This is a genomic window from Allobosea sp. MMO-172 (assembly GCF_037147855.1).
Lineage (GTDB): Bacteria > Pseudomonadota > Alphaproteobacteria > Rhizobiales > Beijerinckiaceae > Allobosea.
Map to the genome: position 1 here is coordinate 41,843 of NZ_JBBCUM010000020.1, position 19,717 is coordinate 61,559.

Below are 19,717 nucleotides of genomic sequence, written 5' to 3' on the forward strand. Positions count from 1 at the left end.
GTGTCAGGGTTTGCGCTGATCTTCGGTTGTAGATGACGGTCGCCTCAGGGTCGGATAGAAACAAGAGTATGCTATCCCGGCAAGCCCACGCATTCATCGGACTGGCCACGCTGATCCTCGTGGCTACGCTTTTCGGGCTCACATATTGGTTCAGCAGAGGACAGACCGATACGGTCGATGTGCGGTTGATCTTCAACGGCAAGATCTCGGGTTTGGGCCGAGGTTCGAGCGTCCTCTTCAATGGCCTGCGGGTAGGCGAGGTCACTGACATCGAGATCGAGCCCAGTGATCCGCGGCAAATCTACGCCATTCTGAAGATCAGCCGGTCGGCTCCCTTGCGCGCCGATACCACTGCCCGCCTAGAAGGACAGGGCTTGGCCGGAATCGTAGCTGTGCAGCTTCGCGGAGGCAGTCCGTATGCCGGTCAACTGACCGCAGCTCCCGGAAAAATGCAGCCGACAATCGTCGTTGAAGACTCGGCGAGCATTTTCGAGAAGGTCGGATCGATCGCGAAGAGCATCGATGAATCTCTTGTCGCGATCGATGGAGCTATCCAGGCAAATGCGGCACCGATAACCGAGAGGATCAAGGAGGTGGAGCGCTTCTCAGCTTCGTTGAACGATAGCTCGTCCTCCGTTGAGAAACTGATGAAAGGCGTTGAGAACGTAGCGGAATTCGTCACGCCGCTGCCGCAGAAACTGAAAACCTTCGGCGACGACTACCTGAATTCCCTGCGCACGGTCGATAAGAACTGGATCGTCTCCATCATTGGAGGTTTCGATCGGCTAACCAGCACTCTGGCCGACGTAGCGCCCGACGTAAGAAACGCCATCAAGACAGCCGCTTCAGTGAGCGAGAAGCTCAACAGAGCCAGTGATAACATTGATGGCGTCTTGAAGGGAGCCGAAGCGTTCCTGAATGCCGCGGTTGATACCAATGGGCGGAGCGCGTTTACAGAGGTTGCTGAAACCGCGAGATCCCTGAGTGCACTTGCCAGCAGTCTGGATCGCAGCTCAGCCGCGGCCACTGTTGAGATTATCCGGCTGACAGGCGCTGGGTTGAAAACCGTCGAAAGCTTTACATCGAATGGGCAGGGTAGCCTCTCTGGGTTTATCCGGAACCTAGAAAGTGTGAACCGCGATCCTCAGAGTCTGCTCTTCGGCAGCAAGAACCGCATCCCCGAATATCGCGGTTCGCGCTAGCTGCCGATATTCAGGTTCATCCGCGTGGTTAGGCGGATTGCGCGGAGCGAGAGAGCTATGTTCGCTGCGCAGTCCGCTATGCGCATGCGCTCGTGCCCAAGCTTAAAGCTTCAGCGTCAGTCCCGTCGAGGCACAGGCACGCGGTATAGATGGGAACACCGGCTTCGTCCCGAACCACGACACGAAGGCCAATATGATCCGAGGTAGATAGCTTCTCGCCGATCATGACCGCCAGGATCGACTTTGCGGCATACTTCGCTGCTTCGGGATCAGGAAAATCTACCCCCTCGTCATCCGTATCAGGGGCAGAACCGTCATCGGTATCAAAGTAAAACCGTGCCATCTCAGCAGAATGCCGCTCGCCCGCTCAAGTTCCTTGTCGAGCCTGAAATCCGCATCACTCGTCGTAGAGCTTCAAATGCAGATAATTCGGATCGAAATCAGCCCGCTGGCACAGACCTTCCCAATCCAGAATACGGATTAAATTCGCGCGTACTTCTACCAGCCTTTCCCGCTTGAGCTCTCGCAATTTCTTGTTGGTGTGAACGGTCGACAACCCGAGCACATCGCCCATTTCAGGCTGGTTGAGCGGCAAGCCGCATGTCACCCCATCCGACAGGCCGATGGCCTTCATTCGCGTCACGTACTCGCAGAGGAAATGCGCGATGCGCGCCGGAGCGCTCCGCTTCCCGAGACTGACTGTCCAGCCTCTTAGAATTGATGCCTCGACCAGCACCTCCAACCAAAATGCCTTTGAAATCGCATAGGATTGCTGGAGCGTATGCTTGATCGCGACATGAGGGATGAAGCCGACCAGTGCTGGCGATAGCGTCCCAACTGTGTGATCCATTGTATCGATATGGATTGACTGAAGGTCAGGGATATCGCCTGGCATATGTAGCGAGAGAATTTGCCTTCCGCCGTCTCGAACGACTTTGTAGCGGCACAGCAAGCCTTCGAGAACGATGCAGCACTGATTGTTATTGCGGCCTTCGAGAATGATGTCTCGTCGCGCTTCGTAGCGCCTTAGCGAGATAGGCAGGCTAAGGAGAATTTTGGTGTCATCTGCGGAAAGCCTTGATCGAGTTTCCAACTTCCTGACCAACGCATCGAGTTGCGACAAGGGCCGCATCAATGCGCATCCGATATCATCGTGTCGGCGTTCGACAGCGGCACAGAAGGACAGAGGTTCAGCAAAGCGATCGAAGGCGTAGTCATTACGCCTTCGTAGTCGGCTCAACCTCGGTAAGAGATGTCATTTGACAGAGCGAACTGGCAAGTTCGCCTAATTTTAGTGCCAGAGGAGTTCACGCTGTGCCCTTGGCCCCTGAGCCCCCAATGTCAGGGACACGGCACGGAGCGCACCGTGGACTTTCGCGCGAATAGTCTTCCGGCTGAACAGCGAACGTTATCGGGCCTGCCTCGACCATGGCCCTTATGGTCGCGGTGTGGGGATGGCACCGAAGGGCGTAGGGTCGCGTTATACGAGGCACGCATTTGAACAGCTCAGGGAACTGGGTAATAAGTCGCGGCGTCGCGCCATCTGATTGGCAGGGAGCGAATGGACAAGCAGCTTTATCTGGAGCGCCTCGTTCTCAAGCTCGAAACCCATATTCCTTTGCCGCCTGCCGAACGGCAGAAATTGCTAGATCTGCCGCTTACCCTGAAGCGCTTCGAAGCCGGCCAGGACATCGTTATCGAAGGCGAGATCACCAAACAGTGCTGTCTGGTCGCCGAAGGACTGGTTTGTCGCTACAAGATCGTCGGCGACGGCGTACGGCAGATCCTATCGCTTCATCTTCCCGGCGACATTCCGGATATCCACTCGCTGCTGATCGAGCGCATGGATCATTGCCTCGGAGCGCTGACGCCCGCAGTCGTCGGCCTGATTTCACATGATGCCGTCCGAGCGCTCACGCGAGCATCCTACCGGATATCCGAGGCATTCTGGCGCGAAACGCTCATCGAAGCGTCGATCTACCGCGAGTGGATGGTAGGTATCGGGCGCCGCTCCGCACCCAGCCGCATCGCTCATCTGCTCTGCGAGTTCATCACCAAGATGACGGCCATCGGCTTGTCGGACGGCGTGACCTGCAATCTGCCTTTGACGCAGCCGGAAATCGCAGATGCGCTCGGGCTGTCCACGGTTCACATGAACAAGAAGCTCAGGGAGATCCGGGAGGCCAAGCTCATCCGGCTCCGCGCCAATCGGCTGACCATTCTGGATTGGAGAGGGCTTTGCGAATTGGCGGATTTCGATCCGGACTATCTGCACCTCCAGCCCGGTGCCGCCAAAATCGCAAGCGCTTGAGGAACAGCTTGGCGCTGGCTGCATTAGGCAGGCATGCCTAGCTATTTCTTCCATACCCGCGACGGAGAGAAGCTCGAATTTGACGAGGAAGGCACAGATTTGCCCGATGATCAAAGCGCGCGAAATGCCGCCAAGGAATTGCTCGCCGCGTTGAACCGCGAGAAACTGCCAAATGGCGACCACATGTCGCTTTCTGTCACCGTACAGAACGCCGAAGGGGCAGAAATCTACATAGCCAGCTTGCGCTTGGATGGCCTGCCGCCGTCGAAGCCAGCCAAAAACGGTTGAAGGTCGTCACCTGCGCGCAGCTTCGCTCGGCTAGCGCCGGTTCGTGACGGTCAGCGGATAGGCTTCTGCGCGATGCACGCAGATGTATCTGCTGCAATGTCATTTGCTGTTGCTCTGCAAGCTTTGATCGGCGCAAAGAGAGAACCCTAACCGGCTGGTTCTCCGCATGCCTATCTCTCAGGCGTTTTTTCAACGCTCGAACGCCCTGCTCCTGGCCATCGGTATCGCCGTACTGGTCATCATCGTCGCCACGTCTCTTTGGTTGACGACGGCAAGCGAGCGCTATTTCGGCGAAGTGACTGCAGCTCGCGCTGTGCGAAGCGCAACGGCTGACTTGCTGTCGCTTGTGCAGGACGCCGAGACGGGCCAGCGTGGCTATCTGCTGACACGGGACGAAAGCTATCTTGCTCCCTACAGCGCAGCGGCCTCCCGACTTCCCGACCAACGCGCTCGGCTTGAACGTGCCGCAGCCAGGCTGCCCGAGGTCACGCCCATCCTGCAGCGGGTCAATAGCGAGCTCGAGCAGAAGATGGGTGAACTCGCAGCCACCGTCGAAGCAACGCGCAGGAGCGATATCGAGACCGCGCTGAACCTCGTCCGTAGCGGGACTGGTAAGCGCCTCATGGACGAATTGCGCACCGATCTGAGCGCTATTCTCGCTGTCTCGGAAAAAGAACTGCGGGAGGCGATCGACGCTCAGGTCACGGCTTCGACAAGATTGCGATGGACCACAATCATCGGCGCGATCATGATCCTCGCCATGGCCGGCGCGGCGAGTTGGACGATCATCAGCTATACGCGCGAACTGGTCGCGGCGCGGCGCGAGGTCGAAACGCTCAATGTCGGACTGGAAGAACGCGTGCGTGAGCGCACGGATGCGCTCGTAAAGGCGAACGAGGAGGTCCAGCGTTTCGCCTACATCGTGACGCATGATCTGCGTGCGCCGTTGGTTAACATCATGGGCTTCACCAGCGAGCTGGAGGCGATGTTCAAGCCGATCGAGGCGTATGTCGGCGCCGGAGCGGCCGCCACGTCGGAGCAGAAGGCGGCGGCCGAAGAGGCGCTGCGCGTCGATGTCGCCGAGGCGATCGGCTTCATCCGGTCGTCGACGCGCAAGATGGATGGGCTCATCAATGCCATCCTCAAGATTTCCCGCGAAGGCCGACGCGAATTGCGTGCCGAGAGCGTCGATCTGACCTCGCTGATCGAAACAGCTGCAGCGGCCGTCCACCATCAGGCGAGCGCGGAGGAAGGCGGCGGGATCGAGATCGACGCGCAGGTCACCCGCATCACGAGCGATCGCCTTTCGCTCGATCAGGTCATGGGCAACCTTCTCGACAATGCGATCAAGTATCGCGCGACCGAGCGTCCGATCCGGATCGCTGTCCGCACACGCCGGGAGCGCCGCGGCTGGGTGAAGATCGAGATCGAAGACAATGGCCGCGGCATCGCGGCGACGGATCACGAGCGCATCTTCGAATTGTTCCGACGCTCCGGCACGCAGAACACGGCGGGCGAAGGCATCGGCCTTGCCCATGTCCGCACGATGGTGCGCAATCTCGGCGGCGATATCGCCGTGCGCTCAGATCTTGGAAAGGGCACGACCTTTACCGTGACCCTGCCCCCCGACCTCACGGCCTACAGACGGAGTGCTGAAGCGTGACCAATGGAAAGCCCGTCTCGATCATTATGATCGAGGACGATGAAGGCCACGCCCGCCTCATCGAGAAGAACATCCGCCGCGCAGGGGTCAGCAATGAGATCATACCCTTCGCCAACGGCACGGATGCACTGAACTATCTGTTCGGCGCAGACGGCTCTGGCGCCGTCAGTGCCGGCCGCCAACTCCTCATCCTCCTCGACCTCAACCTGCCCGACATGGGCGGCGTCGACATCCTCGATAAGGTGAAGGCGAACGTGCATACCAAGCGCTCGCCGGTAGTCGTGCTGACCACGACCGACGACAGCCGCGAGATCCAGCGCTGCTACGATCTCGGCGCCAACGTCTACATCACTAAGCCCGTAGACTATGACGGCTTCGCCAACGCGATCCGCCAACTCGGGCTGTTCTTCTCCGTCATCCAGGTTCCGGAAACGCCATGAACGGCTTGCGCGGCCGCCGCTGATGCCGAACCGGCCCATCAACGTCCTCTATATCGATGACGACGCCACGCTCGGGCGCCTCGTGCAGCGCATGCTCGCGCGCCACAACTATGTCGTGGAGCATGTCGAGACCGCCGAGGCTGGTCTCGCGCGCGCGGCAGCGGACGGGATGGACGTCATCATCCTCGACCACGATCTCGGGACGGCGTCTGGACTCGATGTCCTCGCCGCGCTGTCCAAGGATGCGGCTTCTCCCGCGGTCATCTACGTGACCGCTTCCTCGGAACTGTCGATCGCTGTGACGGCGCTAAAGGCCGGCGCGATGGACTATGTTGTCAAGACGGTCGGCGAGGATTTCGAGGTCTTGCTGCGGGCCGCGCTGGAACATGCCGTCGTTAAAACGCGCCTGACCCGTGCCCGCGAACAGGCCGAGCAGGAAGTACGGGAGGCCCGCGACCGGGCCGTGACGCTGCTGGCGGAAGTGAATCACCGCGTCGCCAACAGCCTGTCGCTGGTCGGCTCGCTCGTCCGGATGCAGGCCAATTCGGTCGAGGACCCCGGTGCCAAGGCCGCGCTGGCCGAGACGCAGGCGCGCATCACGGCGATCGGCAACCTGCATCGCAGCCTCTACACCTCGGACGACGTCCGTGCCGTAGATCTCGCTGGCTATCTCCGCTCGCTGCTCGATGAGTTCGCCCAATCGCTTGCCGGCTCCGGCCAGATGCCCGTGATCCGCTTCGAGGCCGAAACCGTGCTGGCGAAAACCGATAAGGCAATCTCGATCGGGCTGATCGCGACGGAACTGGTCACCAACGCGCTGAAATACGCCTATCCGAACGGCCAGGGCGAAGTCCGGGTCAGCCTCTCCCGCGAGGGCGATGCCGTCACGCTCGCGGTCGCCGATGACGGGATCGGCTGGAGCGGAACCGGCACGATCAGGGGCACCGGCCTTGGCAGCAAGATCGTGCGCGCGATGGCGAAGAGCCTTGCCACCGAATTGCGTTACGCGGATACGGGCGGACGTGGGACGCAGGCCATCATGCAGCTGTCACTCGCCAGCCTGGCACCTCCGGCGACCGAAGCGGCCTGAACCGCGCCGGACGCGGGTGAGCTATGCGATGCCCGGAAGCCTGCGCAGCGCCGCCTCCAGCGAAGCGAGATTGTAGGGCTTGCGCAGCATCGCCGCCTCGGCGACCCCTAGGATCGCAAGGTCGTCATAGCCCGTCGCGAAGAGGAAGGGCACACCAAGCTCGCGCAGGCGATTGCCGATCGGCTCGGAGGTTTCGGAGCCAAGATTGACGTCGAGGATCGCGAGGTCTGGCGCCGTTCGGCTCAGGAACGACAGGGCCTCGGAAACATTAGCGCAGACTTTGACCTGGCTTGCGCCCAGGGTCGACAGCATGTCCTCGCAATCCATAGCGATGATGAACTGGTCTTCGACCAGCAGCACGCGCCTGCCTTCCAATGGCCGGCCGGGCTTCCCCCTGATCGGCATGGGCGCCTCCTCCGGAGACGCCGCATCCTCGGTCCAGCGGGCGAACTTGGCGGGTATACAAAGCCTGACCGTGATGCCCTCCGGCTCAAAGGCAAGATCGCTTCGCCCGCCAAGATCGTAGGGGATGCTGCGATCGATCAGGATGCTGCCAAAGCCCTGCCGCGACGGCGGCCTGACCGGCGGTCCGCCCCGCTCCTGCCAGACGATCTCGCAATCGCCGGCGAGACTTTGCGACCAGTCGACCCTTAGCTCGCCGGCCTTGACGGATAGCGCGCCGTATTTGGCAGCGTTGGTGATCAGCTCATGGATTACCAGAGCGACGACCGAGAAGGCGCGGGCATCGAGCGCGACGGCGGGGCCACTAACCGTGATCGTGCCGCCGCTCGTCCGATAGGGCGAGGCTTCGGCGTTGACGAGATCGAGCAACAGCCCGCCGCCGCTCGCCCGCATGGCCTGGTCATGGGCGATGGCAAGCGCCTCGATCCGCCCCTTCAGCGAGGTGACATAGGCTTCGATCGTGGCGCCTTCCGCGAGCGGATGGGCAACGATCGACTTGATCAGAGCGAGGATGTTCTTGACCCGGTGATTGAGCTCCTGATTGAGCATCTTCTGGCGAATTTCGGCCTTGTTCCGCTCATCGGCCAAGAGCTCGCTCTGGCGCAGGACGACCTCGATCAGGGTCCGGCGCGCGGATTCGGCCAACTCGCGCTCGACCGGCGTCCAGATTTTGGAGTGGCCAGCCACGGTCTCCTTCCAGACGGCGAAGCTCTGCCGTGGCGTGAGGCGGTCGCCGTGGGGGCCGGTGGTGTAGGTCTTGTTAGGGTCACCGCCCCATTCGATCGTGTGCACTAGCTCTTTCCGAAAGAAGAAGAGGTAGTCGCGCGGAATCTGGGATAGCGGGATTGCGAGCATGCCGGCGAATGTATTCGCGTAAATGCGCGCCGACGGCAGTGGCTCAGCCAGCGCCGTCGTCGCCCAGATTCGCCCTTCGCAAACCGAACCGGCGAAGGCTGCCAGTTCCTCTGCGAATTCGGCCGGCGGCGCGCTACCTTCCGCCCGCCAATCGCCATTCACCCAGACGCCGACGCCATCGCTTTCCACGAGATTGCGGAACTCAGCGAGGTGCTGGCCGAGGAAGCTCGAGGCGTCGGTGACATGCGCCGCGGACGAAAGCAGGCCATTGAGAAAATCTCGCGCGTTCTCCGCCGCGAATAGCATCTGCTTCTGTGTCAGGGCACCAAGCTGGAGCGCGAAGAACTCGCCGAAGATCTCCGCCGCGATCCGGCGGTTCATCGAGAGCGAGCGCGGGCTGTAATGATGGCAGGCGATCAGACCCCAGAGCGCGCCGTCGACGATGATCGAGACTGACATCGAGGCCGAAACCCCCATGTTGCGCAGGTACTCGCAATGGATCGGCGAAACGCTGCGCAGATGCGCATAGGACAGGTCGAGCGGCTCGCCCGCTGCATCAAGCACCGGCGTGATCGGGAAGCGCTCACCGCTCGCGTCGGAGACGACGCGGATCGGGTTGAGAAGATAGAGTTGGCGCGCCTGCTGCGGGATGTCGCTCGCCGGGAAATGCTGCCCCATGAAGCTTTCGAGGTCGGGGCGCTTGGCCTCGCTGACGACCTTGCCAGAGCCGTCGGGCGCGAACTGGTAGATCATCACCCGGTCGTACTGGAGAACCGCCCTAAGCAGGCGCGCCGCATTCTTGATCAGCTGGGCCGGTGTCGTGACATCCGAGAGCCGACCGACCAGCGTCCGGGCGAATTCGAGCGGTGAACTTGGCCCAGCCGGGACACTCTCCTCGAACTCAATGATGGCGTTGCCCTTGAAGGCATGGATTGAAATGTCGAACTCGCGTTCGAGCGCAGGAAGGCGATAACGCGGCATCAGGCCGGCCCGGGATGGCACGCCGGAACGCGCGAGCGCATTGCGCATCTCATGCACGACCGGCCCGCCGAGTACCTCTTCGAGCCTGCGTCCGACGAGCTCGAACTCTCCAAGGCCAAGGAAGGTGCTGGCATTGCTGGAATGGCGCCGAATCGTCACCGCCTCGGCATCGCACACGATCATGCAGCCATGGGACTGTACGCTGCCGGGGATATGGATCGGCTCGCGATCGCAGTTCGTCAGATCAACCGTCGTCATGCAGGAGAGAGTTCTTCCGAAGTGAAGGCCTGGATGGCATGCACGAAGACTGCCCTGCTCGCCTGAGCTGCGGCATCCCATGCCTGTCGGTCGAGCCCTTCAAGCGCGACCAACAACGTGCGCCAGCTATCGAGTGAGCCGGCTTGCGCCGAAAGGTAGCGCGCTCCGTATTCAGGCCCGAATCCCAGAACGCCCACTCCCTTCACCAGCACGCGCGCGCCCAAGGCGGAGCCTTCGAGAACATAGGCTGCTCCCAAGAAGGCAGCCATGTCATTTGACAGATGGAAGGCCTCGGCTGCGGGAAGCGGGAGCGCCAGGTCGGCGAGGTCCGCCTCCAGCTCCGGCATAAGCCTGCGCGGCTGCCAGGACGAAGCCCCAACAGCCGTCGCATTCAGCAACGCGGCCTCGACCGGCGCGCGATGGCGGTACGATCCCTGCAGGAAGCGGGCATATGCGGCGCGGTTTGAAAAACCGCCAACAATGGCGTCAAGTTCGCGATGAAGCTTGCTCGTCTCCTCGCGCAGGAAACTTCTGATCTCGATCATTCTACCGGCATCCAGAATCGTTCCGCATCAGCATCGCTATAGCCCAACATCAGCGTAATCGGCGCTGTTTCCATTGCAGATTCCCGTTCGCCCCCGTCCTCTCGCCCGACGGATTGGCTTGAACTCGGCCTTGGGCTAGCCTAGGAACATATAAAGAACAAAAGGAATTGCGATGGCACAGCTCTCGGTCGTGGAGAAGCTCGAAATCCTCAGCGACGCCGCGAAATACGATGCGTCTTGCGCATCGAGCAGCACCACGAAGCGAGATTCGCGCGACGGGAAAGGCCTGGGCTCGACCTCGGGCGCCGGCATCTGCCATTCTTACGCGCCTGACGGCCGCTGCATCTCGCTCCTCAAGATCCTGTTGACGAATTTCTGCAGCTTCGACTGCGTCTTCTGCATCAACCGTTCGTCGAGCAATGTTCGCCGCGCCCGCTTCTCGGTCGAGGAAGTCGTCGCACTGACCCTCAATTTCTACCGCCGCAATTATATCGAAGGCCTTTTCCTGTCCTCAGGCATCATCCGCTCGGCCGATTACACGATGGCCGAGCTTGTGCGTGTCGCCGAAACGCTGCGCCGGCAGCATGGGTTCCGCGGCTATATCCATCTCAAGTTGATCCCCGGCGCGAGCCGCGATCTGATCGAGCGCGCCGGACTTTTCGCCGACCGGGTATCGATCAATGTCGAACTGCCGAGCGAGGCGGCGCTCGCGCGTTTCGCCCCGGAGAAACAGGCAGGCGAGATCAAGAGCGCGATGGGCGGCCTCAAACTGAAGATCGAGGCTGCGCGCGAGGAACGGGAGAAGAGCGCGAAGGCCCCGGCCTTCTCGCCTGCTGGGCAGAGCACGCAGATGATCGTTGGTGCTGATGGCGCAAGCGATTCCGCCATCCTGAAGCGCAGCGCCTGGCTTTATGGAAGCTTCGGCCTGAAGCGGGTTTATTACTCGGCCTTCAGCCCGATCCCGGATGCCTCGCGCCAGTTGCCACTCCAGCCTCCGCCGCTGATGCGCGAGCACCGGCTTTATCAGGCCGACTGGCTGACGCGCTTCTATGGTTTCGAGACTGAGGAAATCCTGGGGCGTAACGAGATGCTCGATCTCGATATCGACCCCAAGCTCGCCTGGGCGCTGCGCGAGCGCGGGCGCTTTCCCGTCGACGTGAACCGAGCCGATCGCGAGGGCCTGTTGCGGGTACCGGGTCTCGGTACGCGAAGTGTCGATCGCATTCTAGCCTCGCGACGGTTCCGCCGGCTCAGGCTAGAAGACGTCGGTCGGCTGACGCGATCGCTCACGACGATCCGACATTTCATCGTGGCAGAGGGCTGGCGACCGGGCAGCGGACTTGACGCTCAGAACCTACAGGCCCGGTTGAAGCCGCAACCGCGACAATTGACGCTCTTCCCGTGATCGCAGCCCGACTGAACGGGCCTGCCGATTTTGCCGGCTGGCGCCGCGAGGCCCGCCGGCTGGCGCTTGCCGGCGTCAAGCCCGAGGCCGTCGCCTGGCTAACGAGCGAGGATGATGCCGGACTGTTCGCAATGGAGAACGTCACTCCGGTCGAGGGCGGAAGTATTGCGCTGATTGTGTCCCGCCGTTTCATCGAGCTTGCCGAAAACGTCGTCTGTCATCGGGATCCCAGCCGTTTCGTCCTACTGCATCGTCTGCTGCTGCGTTTGCAGGACGAGCCGCGCCTGCTCGACAATGCAGCCGACTCTGACATCGCACGCGCCGAGGCGATGGCCCGCTCGGTGCGCCGCGACCTGCACAAGATGACCGCCTTCGTCCGCTTCCGGGCCGTGTCGGGCGCGGGCGAGGAAGGCCCCTTCATTGCCTGGTTCGAGCCGGAGCATTTCATCCTCGAACGGGCCGCTAGCTTCTTCACGGGGCGCTTCGCCGGGATGCTCTGGTCGATCATGACGCCGCAGGGCTCGCTGCACTGGGACGGCAAAGCGCTTCAGCTCGGCCCCGCCGCCAGCAAGGCCGATGCGCCGGACGGCGATGCCATGGAAGTCTATTGGCTCACCTACTACGCCAACATCTTCAATCCGGCCCGCCTGAAGCCGAAGGCGATGAAAAGTGAGATGCCGGTGAAATACTGGCGGAACCTACCCGAGGCCGAATTGATTGTGCCTCTGATCGCAAGCGCCGCCCGGCGAGCAGAGGATATGGTGATGCGCGCTCCGACGCAGCCACCCGAACGACATGCCCGGCAGCTTCGGCATCGCCCCGAAGCACCGAGCGAAAAACTTGCGATCACCTCCTGGCAGGATGCGGCCGCTGCGGCGCAACGGTGCAAGCGCTGTGACCTGCATTGTCATGGCACGCAGACGGTCTTCGGAGAAGGACCGCTGGAAGCGCCGGTCGTCTTCGTGGGCGAGCAGCCAGGCGACCGGGAGGACCTCGCGGGCCGGCCTTTCGTCGGTCCCGCCGGGCAGGTTTTCGACCAGGCGGTGCAGGACGCCGGTCTCGATCGGGCGCGCGCCTATGTCACCAATGCGGTGAAGCACTTCAAATTCGAGCTACGCGGCAAGCGCCGCATTCACGAGAAGCCCAGTGTCGGGGAGATCAATGCCTGCCGCTTCTGGCTCGATCTCGAACTGCAATTCGTGAAGCCTCGGCTTGTCGTTGCCCTCGGCGCCAGCGCCCTGCGATCGCTGACGGGGTACGCCGGCTCGCTCGGCAGCGCGCGGGATTGCGAGCTTGCGCTTGACGACGGCACGCCGCTGTTGGCCACCGTCCATCCTTCGTACCTACTTCGCCTGCCGGACGAGGAGGCGCGCTCTCGCGAATACGCTCGCTTCGTCGCGGATCTCGCCCGCGCGCGACAACGAATATTCCGGCACTAGGCCTTTTGGGTGAGCCGCTTTGCCGTGGCTCGCGGATACCGTACGACCGACCAACCGCTCTGCTTTCTCAGGAAAACGGCTTTGCCCGCCAGCGACGTCAATATCGCCTCGTTCCTTTCCGAGATGTTCGACCAGGCGCCGACTTTCATGGCGCTTTTGCAAGGCCCGGAGCATCGGTTCCAGCTGGCGAATCCGAGCTATCTGGAACTGGTAGATGGCCGCAACGTCATTGGAAAGACCGTGGCCGAAGCGCTTCCCGAAGCGGATGCGCAGGGCTTTGTCCGGATTCTTGATGAAGTTTACCAATCCGGAAAAGCCTACACGGCGTCGGGCGCGCGGTTTGCCATACAAGGGCAGCCCGAAGGTCCGATCTCGGAGCGTTTCCTTGATTTCGTGTACCAACCCCTCATCGGTCCGCAGGGCGGCGTTACCGGCATCTTCGTGCAGGGAAGCGATACCACCGAGCGGAGCCTGGCTGAACGGCGACTGTCCGAGAGCACTGCTCTCTACAAAGGACTGTTCGACGCGATCGACGAAGGCTTCTGCATCATCGAATTCTTCGACGGGCCGCACGGGCCGGACAGCGACTACATTCATATCGAAGCCAATGCGGCCTATGCCCGGCACGCCGGAATCCCGAATGTCGTCGGCCAGAAGCTGCGCGAGATGGTCGGTGCCGAGGCCGACTCATGGGTGGAGCGCTACGGCGCCGTCCTTCGCACGGGCACGCCCATTCGCTTCCAGCAGGAACTCGTCGCCACCGGCCGCTTCCTGGAACTGGCTGCGATCCGTATCGAGCCCGCAAGCAAGCGGCAGGTCGCGGTCCTGTTTCAGGACATCACGGCGCGCCGGCAGGCCGAGCTCGCTCTCGCTAAGCTGAACGAGACGCTCGAACAGATCGTGGCGGAACGCACTCAGAAGCTGCTCGCCGCTGAAGAGGCCTTGCGCCACAGCCAGAAGATGGAGGCGATCGGCCAATTGACCGGCGGGGTCGCACATGACTTCAATAACCTGCTGCAGGTGATCTCGGGCAATCTGCAGCTCCTGGCCAAGGATGTCGCCGGGAACGAGAAGGCCGAGCGCCGCATCGCCAATGCCATGACCGGCGTCGCCCGCGGCTCGAAGCTCGCTTCGCAACTGCTCGCTTTCGGCCGGCGGCAGCCGCTGGAGCCGAAGGTCGTCAATCTCGGTCGCCTGGTTCGCGGCATGGACGACATGTTCAGCCGCACCCTCGGCGAGGGCATCGAGATCGAGACGGTAGTGGGCGGCGGGCTCTGGAATTCCCTGATCGACCCAACGCAGGTCGAGAATGCGCTGCTCAATCTGGCGATCAACGCGCGCGACGCCATGAACGGTTCGGGCAAGCTGACGATCGACCTTGCCAATGCCCATCTCGACGACAGCTATGCCGCTAGGCACAGCGATGTCGTGGCAGGGCAATATGTCATGCTTGCGGTCAGCGACACCGGGTCAGGGATGTCGGCCGATGTGTTGGCGAAGGCCTTCGACCCGTTCTTCTCGACGAAGCCCGAGGGAAAGGGGAGCGGTCTTGGCCTGTCGATGGTCTACGGTTTCGTCAAGCAGTCAGGTGGCCACGTCAAAATCTACTCGGAGCTCGACCACGGAACCACGGTGAAGCTTTATCTGCCTCGCTCCTTCCAGAAGGAAGCTATTGAGACGGCCGTCGACAACAGCCCGATCGCTGGTGGGACCGAAACGATCCTGGTCGTCGAGGACGACGAGCAGGTCCGTGGCACGGTGATCGAGCTTTTGACCGATCTCGGCTATCGCGTTCTGCGAGCCGGCGATGCGACAAGCGCGCTCCATGTCGTCGAAAGCGGCGTCGGCATCGATCTGCTGTTCACCGACGTGGTGATGCCCGGACAGTTGAAGAGCCCCGAGCTTGCCCGGATCGCGCGTGAGCGCCTGCCGCATCTCGCCGTGCTGTTCACCTCGGGCTACACGGAAAACTCCATCGTCCATGGCGGCCGCCTGGACGCGGGCGTCGAGCTCCTGTCCAAGCCCTATACGCGAGAAGCCCTGGCGCGAAAGATCCGGCTGGTGCTCGCGACGCAGAAGGCGCGCTCCCCTCGGAAGGCGGAGCAGGTATTGACGGAAGACCATGGCTCGGGACCGGCTGCGCAAAAACCTGTCACCGTCCTGATTGTCGAGGACGACGCTCTAATCCGCATGAATACCTGCGATATCCTCGAGGATGCCGGTTTTTCCATCATAGAGGCAGGTAGCGCTGAGGAGGCGATGCCGATCTTGCAGCATCACTCGGTCGATGTCCTCGTCACCGATGTGAAGCTTCCTGGGGCCTCGGGTATCGAACTCGTGCGCATGGCGAGGGCGCGCAATAGCTCGCTTTGCGTTGTGTTTGCGACGGGTGACACCTCGGAGATCGACGTCAACGGCGAGGTGGTCGTCTCCAAGCCCTATAGTCCGTCTGCCATCGTCAACGCGATAGCAAGAGCGCGGAGTTCATAACTCCACGCCGTAATCGGCACAGCCCTCGGATTATTCATACAAGCTCCTCGACCTTACGCGAAAAGCGGCGCGTCCACTTTGAGGAAGCCAAGGTTCAATAAGTGCCGGCGCGCTTCTCCGGTGCCGACTAACTCCATCAAACGTTCCGCAGTGCGTGTCTCCGGAACCTATCTATAGCGCCGCCCGTTTCGCCCTCACTTTCGCTCACCAGCAGGAGGGGCTCATGGACAGCATCATTTATCTTGTCGGTCTCGTAGTGGTCATCATGGCCATCCTGTCGTTCCTCGGTCTTCGATAGGAGTTCGCCATGTCCATGTCTGGAACGGACGTCGTCGTCGCCCCGGTTACCGTCAACAAGGAGAACCGCTCCTACGTACAGTGGGGCCCAATCTTCGGCGGCGCAGTTATCGCGACGGCGATCTCGACCATCATGACGGTTTTCGGATCGGCGATCGGCCTGTCGATGGTCTCCGCCGATTTCGAGAGGAGTTCCAGCGCCACGGCGCTGGCAGTCGCAGGCGCCTTGTGGGCGCTCTGGGTCATGGCCTCGGCGACCATGGCCGGCGGCTATCTTGCCGGCCGGATGCGTCAGCCGAGCTTCGATGCCAATGGCGAAGAGCGCAAGGTGCGCGATGCGACACATGGCCTGCTGGTCTGGGCGACCGGGGCGCTTCTGATCACCGTCGTCGCGACCTCGTCGCTTTTCGGCGCCGCCAAGACCGCGGTCAGCGGCGTCGCCAGTGCGAGCTCGGGCGTGGCTTCGCTGGTTTCGCAGAATGTCGATCCGCTCGCGATGGCGCTCGACAATGTCATGCGCGCGAGTGGTCAGCAGCCACCGACTGCACAGGAGCGTGACGAAGCCTCCCGGATCTTCGTCAATGCGCTGAAGAACGGCAAGATCGAGCAGGCCGACCGAGATTACCTGGCATCTCGGCTCGCCGCGCGGTCCGGCATCAGCGAGCAAGATGCACAGAAGCGCATCGACGACGCCTATGCCCGACTGTCGCAGGCCAAGGAAACAGCCAAGCAGGCGGCAGAGCGTGCACGCAAGATCGCAGTCCTGAGCGCCTTCCTGACCGCGGCTGCGCTGCTGGTGGGAGCGGCTGCGGCGGCCTGGGCGGCAACGCTCGGCGGCGAGCATCGCGACGAGAACCTGCTGGTCGACCCGACGCTCTGAATGATCGTGCCTATGCAAACCCGGCTCCCATGGAGCCGGGCTTTTTTGCGATCTGTCGAAACGATCGGATCGCCGCAGCGTTGCTCCGGCAGCACTTTCAGAAAGGGCAAGCGATGATCGACCGGAACCACGAACGAAATGGCAGCACCAACGGCCCGACCGAGCCGAGCCAGCGTCCGCCCGAGAAGCGCGACGACGCTGCTGATGATGCGATGAAGGGCCCGAAGATCATCTCCGAGGGCAATCAGAAGCAGCGGGCGAAGGACCGGGACACTCCTCCAGCAGGCCCGCATGCGAAGGAGTCGCAGACGAACAAGGAGGCGACGCCGGGTTCCGGCGCGCTCCCGCCGACCAAGCCTGTTCGTCATATCGACCCCGGTACTGGCTGACCTTCATCCAGCTTCTCTCCGCGAAGTCGCGTTGGAAGGTGTTCCGTGGAAAAGCTGAAAACCTATCGCGCCAAGCGGGATTTCCGGAAGACGAACGAGCCGAACGACGCGAGCTCAGTCGCTCCATCGAACCGCCTGCGCTTCGTCATACAGAAGCACGATGCGACACGGCTGCATTACGACCTGCGTCTGGAACTGGATGGCGTCTTCAAGTCCTGGGCCGTGACCAGGGGGCCGTCGCTTGCCCCCGCCGACAAGCGCCTCGCCGTTGAGGTCGAGGATCATCCGCTCGCCTATGGCGATTTCGAGGGAACGATCCCGAAGAGCCAATATGGCGGCGGCACCGTCCAGCTCTGGGACCGGGGCTATTGGGAGCCGGAGGGCAAGCTCAGTCCGCAGCGGCAACTCGAAAAGGGCGACCTCAAGTTCACCCTCGACGGCAAGCGGCTGCAGGGCAGTTTCGTCTTGGTACGCATGAAGCACGACCGCGACGGCGGCAAGCGCATCAACTGGCTGCTGATCAAGCATCGCGACGACCATGCCGTCGCTTCCGATGGCGATGCAGTCTTGAAGGCCGACACTTCGGTGGCCTCGGGCCGGACAATGGACGCCATCGCGGCCGGACGTGGGCGCTCGCCCGAACCTTTCATGCTAGCCGAGCAAGTGGTCGACGCCGATGCCATCTGGAATAGCAAAGAGGGCTCAGCGGCCGAAGCACGGGCCGAAAAGCCGGCACCGAAACAGACGACAGGTCGGACTTCGAAAGCAGGCCCCGCGGCTGCGGCCGATCTCCCGGCGTTCGTACCGCCTCAGCTTTGCAAGAGCGTGGAGCGACCACCGGCAGGCAGCGGCTGGCTCCATGAAATCAAGTTCGACGGCTATCGCATCCAGGCGCGTGTCGCTGGCGGCAAGGTCACGCTGAAGACGCGCAGGGGGCTCGACTGGACGAGGCGGTTCGGGGCCGTGGCAAAGGCGTTTAAGGGCCTGCCGGACTGCATCGTGGATGGCGAGATCGTAGCGCTCGACGACCATGGTGCGCCGGACTTCGCCGCGCTGCAGGCGGCGCTATCCGAGGAGAAGACCGATAACCTTGTCTTCTTCGCCTTCGATTTGCTGTTCCTCGATGGCGAGGACTGGCGCGAGCAGCCGCTCTTTGCCCGCAAACAGCAGCTGGAGGCACTGCTGCGTGACGCGGCCGATGGCGTCACCCTGCGCTATGTCGAGCATTTCGAGACCGGCGGCGATGCGGTACTGAAATCCGCCTGTCGCCTGTCGCTGGAGGGCATTGTTTCGAAGCGCGGCGATGCGCCCTATGTCTCGGGTCGCAGCGACGGCTGGACCAAGGCGAAATGCCGCGCCGGCCATGAGGTCGTGATCGGCGGCTGGGCGACCACGGCGGGCAAGTTCCGCTCGTTGCTCGTCGGCGTCCATCGCGGTCCGCATTTCATCTATATCGGCCGGGTCGGTACCGGTTACGGCGCGGCCAAGGTCGAGAAGCTGCTGCCGCGCCTGAAAGAGCGCGAAGCCAAGACCTCGCCCTTCACCGGCAAGGGCGCGCCACGGCGAGCGTCAGGTGTGCATTGGGTCGAGCCGGCCCTCGTCGCCGAGATAGAATTCGCGGGCTGGACCGGCGACGGCATGGTGCGGCAAGCCGCCTTCAAGGGCCTGCGGGAGGACAAGCCGGCGGCCGAGGTCGAGACCGAGTTGCCGGCACCGGCTGTGGGAACGGCACCCCCGAAGCCGGCGCCGGCGCGCAGTGGGCGTGTCGAGGTGCTCGGCGTGCCCTTGTCCAAGCCCGACAAGCCGCTCTGGCCCGATGCCGAGGACGGCAAGCCCGCCAACAAGCTCGACCTCGCGCGCTATTTTGAGACCGTCGGGTCCCGGCTGCTGCCGCATATCCAAGGGCGACCCTGCTCGCTGCTCAGGGCGCCCGACGGGATCGAGGGCGAGGTCTTTTTCCAGCGCCATGCCGGCCTCGGCACCTCCAGCCTGTTCGAGCTGGTGAAGATCTCCGGCGACAAGAAATCCTACCTCCAGATCGACCGGATCGAGGCGCTGATCGCGACCGCCCAGATCGGCGGAATCGAGCTGCATCCATGGAACTGCCGGCCCGGCGAGCCGGAGGTTCCCGGCCGGCTGGTCTTCGATCTCGACCCGGGGCCGGATGTGTCCTTCGACGCCGTGATCGCGGCGGCCAGGACGATGAAGAAGCGACTCGACGCGCTGGGTCTAGTCAGCTTCTGCAAGACCACCGGCGGCAAGGGGCTACATGTCGTGACACCGCTGGCGAAGCCCCGCCGCGGTGGCCCCAACTGGCCGGCAGCCAAGGACTTTGCGCGCCGCGTCTGTGCAGACATCGTGGCCGACGAGCCGGAGCGTTATGTCGTCAACATGGCGAAGCGCCTGCGCCAAGGGCGCATCTTCCTCGACTATCTCCGCAACGATCGCATGGCCACGGCGGTGGCGCCGTTGTCGCCGCGCGCGAGGCCCGGCGCGCATGTTTCGATGCCGCTGACCTGGTCGCAGGTAAAGACGGGTCTCGATCCCGCCCGCTACACCATCCGCACTGTTCCGAAGCTGCTGGCGGGAAGCAAGGCCTGGGCGGACTATGACGAAGCCGAGCGGCCCTTGGCGGATGCAATCAAAAAGCTCGATCGGTCCTGACCGGTACCGTACCGGAACGGATCGGCGGCCGATGCGTTTCGCGTCCGATCGGAGACGC

At 62.5% G+C, this 19,717-nt stretch carries 16 protein-coding genes; 12 read left to right on the top strand and 4 right to left on the bottom strand.

The genetic code is table 11. From position 1 onward, the window contains the following. Positions 1-32: 32 nt before the first annotated feature. Entirely contained in the window at positions 33-1,202 is a 1,170-nt protein-coding gene (locus WFK61_RS23185) for an MlaD family protein (protein WP_336814421.1), read from the top strand. Positions 1,203-1,278: 76 nt separating this feature from the next. Here WFK61_RS23185 and WFK61_RS23190 read toward each other — a convergent pair whose 3' ends face one another. Then, on the bottom strand, positions 1,279-1,545 hold the full coding sequence (locus tag WFK61_RS23190) for a DUF6894 family protein (protein ID WP_336814422.1): 267 nt from the start codon (positions 1,543-1,545) through the stop codon (positions 1,279-1,281). Positions 1,546-1,599: 54 nt separating this feature from the next. After that, a complete protein-coding gene (locus WFK61_RS23195; RefSeq protein WP_336814423.1) occupies positions 1,600-2,325 on the bottom strand; it encodes a Crp/Fnr family transcriptional regulator in 726 nt (241 codons plus the stop codon). Between the two features lie 438 nt (positions 2,326-2,763). On the opposite strand from WFK61_RS23195, the gene WFK61_RS23200 reads away from it, so the two are divergent. The 5 genes from WFK61_RS23200 (at position 2,764) to WFK61_RS23220 (ending at position 6,994) form a co-directional block, all read left to right on the top strand. Then, positions 2,764-3,513, top strand: a complete 750-nt coding sequence (locus WFK61_RS23200; RefSeq protein ID WP_336814424.1) for a Crp/Fnr family transcriptional regulator — start codon at positions 2,764-2,766, stop codon at positions 3,511-3,513. Positions 3,514-3,546: 33 nt separating this feature from the next. Continuing rightward, the gene (locus WFK61_RS23205; RefSeq protein ID WP_336814425.1) at positions 3,547-3,801 is read left to right on the top strand and encodes a DUF6894 family protein; all 255 of its coding nucleotides are present in this window, start codon (positions 3,547-3,549) and stop codon (positions 3,799-3,801) included. A gap of 166 nt (positions 3,802-3,967) precedes the next feature. Further along, positions 3,968-5,464 carry a sensor histidine kinase gene (locus WFK61_RS23210; RefSeq protein ID WP_336814426.1) on the top strand — a complete coding sequence of 499 codons (1,497 nt, stop codon included), beginning with the start codon at positions 3,968-3,970 and terminating at the stop codon, positions 5,462-5,464. Between the two features lie 26 nt (positions 5,465-5,490). Next, the gene (locus WFK61_RS23215) at positions 5,491-5,904 is read left to right on the top strand and encodes a response regulator (protein ID WP_336814455.1); all 414 of its coding nucleotides are present in this window, start codon (positions 5,491-5,493) and stop codon (positions 5,902-5,904) included. A gap of 22 nt (positions 5,905-5,926) precedes the next feature. Beyond that, positions 5,927-6,994, top strand: coding sequence for a histidine kinase dimerization/phosphoacceptor domain -containing protein (locus WFK61_RS23220; protein WP_336814427.1), 1,068 nt, complete (start codon positions 5,927-5,929; stop codon positions 6,992-6,994). Positions 6,995-7,015: 21 nt separating this feature from the next. Here WFK61_RS23220 and WFK61_RS23225 read toward each other — a convergent pair whose 3' ends face one another. Both WFK61_RS23225 and WFK61_RS23230 read right to left on the bottom strand, forming a co-directional pair. After that, complete coding sequence (locus WFK61_RS23225) at positions 7,016-9,550, bottom strand: HWE histidine kinase domain-containing protein (protein WP_336814428.1); 2,535 nt, start codon at positions 9,548-9,550, stop codon at positions 7,016-7,018. Next, positions 9,547-10,095: a biliverdin-producing heme oxygenase gene (locus tag WFK61_RS23230; protein WP_336814429.1), complete on the bottom strand. Its 549-nt coding sequence runs from the start codon at positions 10,093-10,095 to the stop codon at positions 9,547-9,549. Before WFK61_RS23230 ends, WFK61_RS23225 begins: the two co-directional genes overlap by 4 nt. 172 nt (positions 10,096-10,267) lie before the next feature. Here WFK61_RS23230 and WFK61_RS23235 point away from each other — a divergent pair, with 172 nt between their 5' ends. The 6 genes from WFK61_RS23235 (at position 10,268) to ligD (ending at position 19,659) form a co-directional block, all read left to right on the top strand. Beyond that, positions 10,268-11,500: a putative DNA modification/repair radical SAM protein gene (locus WFK61_RS23235; RefSeq protein WP_336814430.1), complete on the top strand. Its 1,233-nt coding sequence runs from the start codon at positions 10,268-10,270 to the stop codon at positions 11,498-11,500. Beyond that, complete coding sequence (locus WFK61_RS23240; RefSeq protein ID WP_336814431.1) at positions 11,497-12,939, top strand: UdgX family uracil-DNA binding protein; 1,443 nt, start codon at positions 11,497-11,499, stop codon at positions 12,937-12,939. Before WFK61_RS23235 ends, WFK61_RS23240 begins: the two co-directional genes overlap by 4 nt. Before the next feature lie 81 nt (positions 12,940-13,020). Then, entirely contained in the window at positions 13,021-15,429 is a 2,409-nt protein-coding gene (locus WFK61_RS23245) for a response regulator (protein WP_336814432.1), read from the top strand. 307 nt (positions 15,430-15,736) lie between these two features. Beyond that, the gene (locus WFK61_RS23250) at positions 15,737-16,606 is read left to right on the top strand and encodes a hypothetical protein (protein ID WP_336814433.1); all 870 of its coding nucleotides are present in this window, start codon (positions 15,737-15,739) and stop codon (positions 16,604-16,606) included. 29 nt (positions 16,607-16,635) lie between these two features. Further along, entirely contained in the window at positions 16,636-16,995 is a 360-nt protein-coding gene (locus WFK61_RS23255; protein ID WP_336814434.1) for a hypothetical protein, read from the top strand. A 45-nt stretch (positions 16,996-17,040) separates the two neighbouring features. After that, positions 17,041-19,659, top strand: coding sequence for a DNA ligase D (gene ligD / locus WFK61_RS23260; protein WP_336814435.1), 2,619 nt, complete (start codon positions 17,041-17,043; stop codon positions 19,657-19,659). The last annotated feature ends 58 nt before the right edge of the window (positions 19,660-19,717 follow it).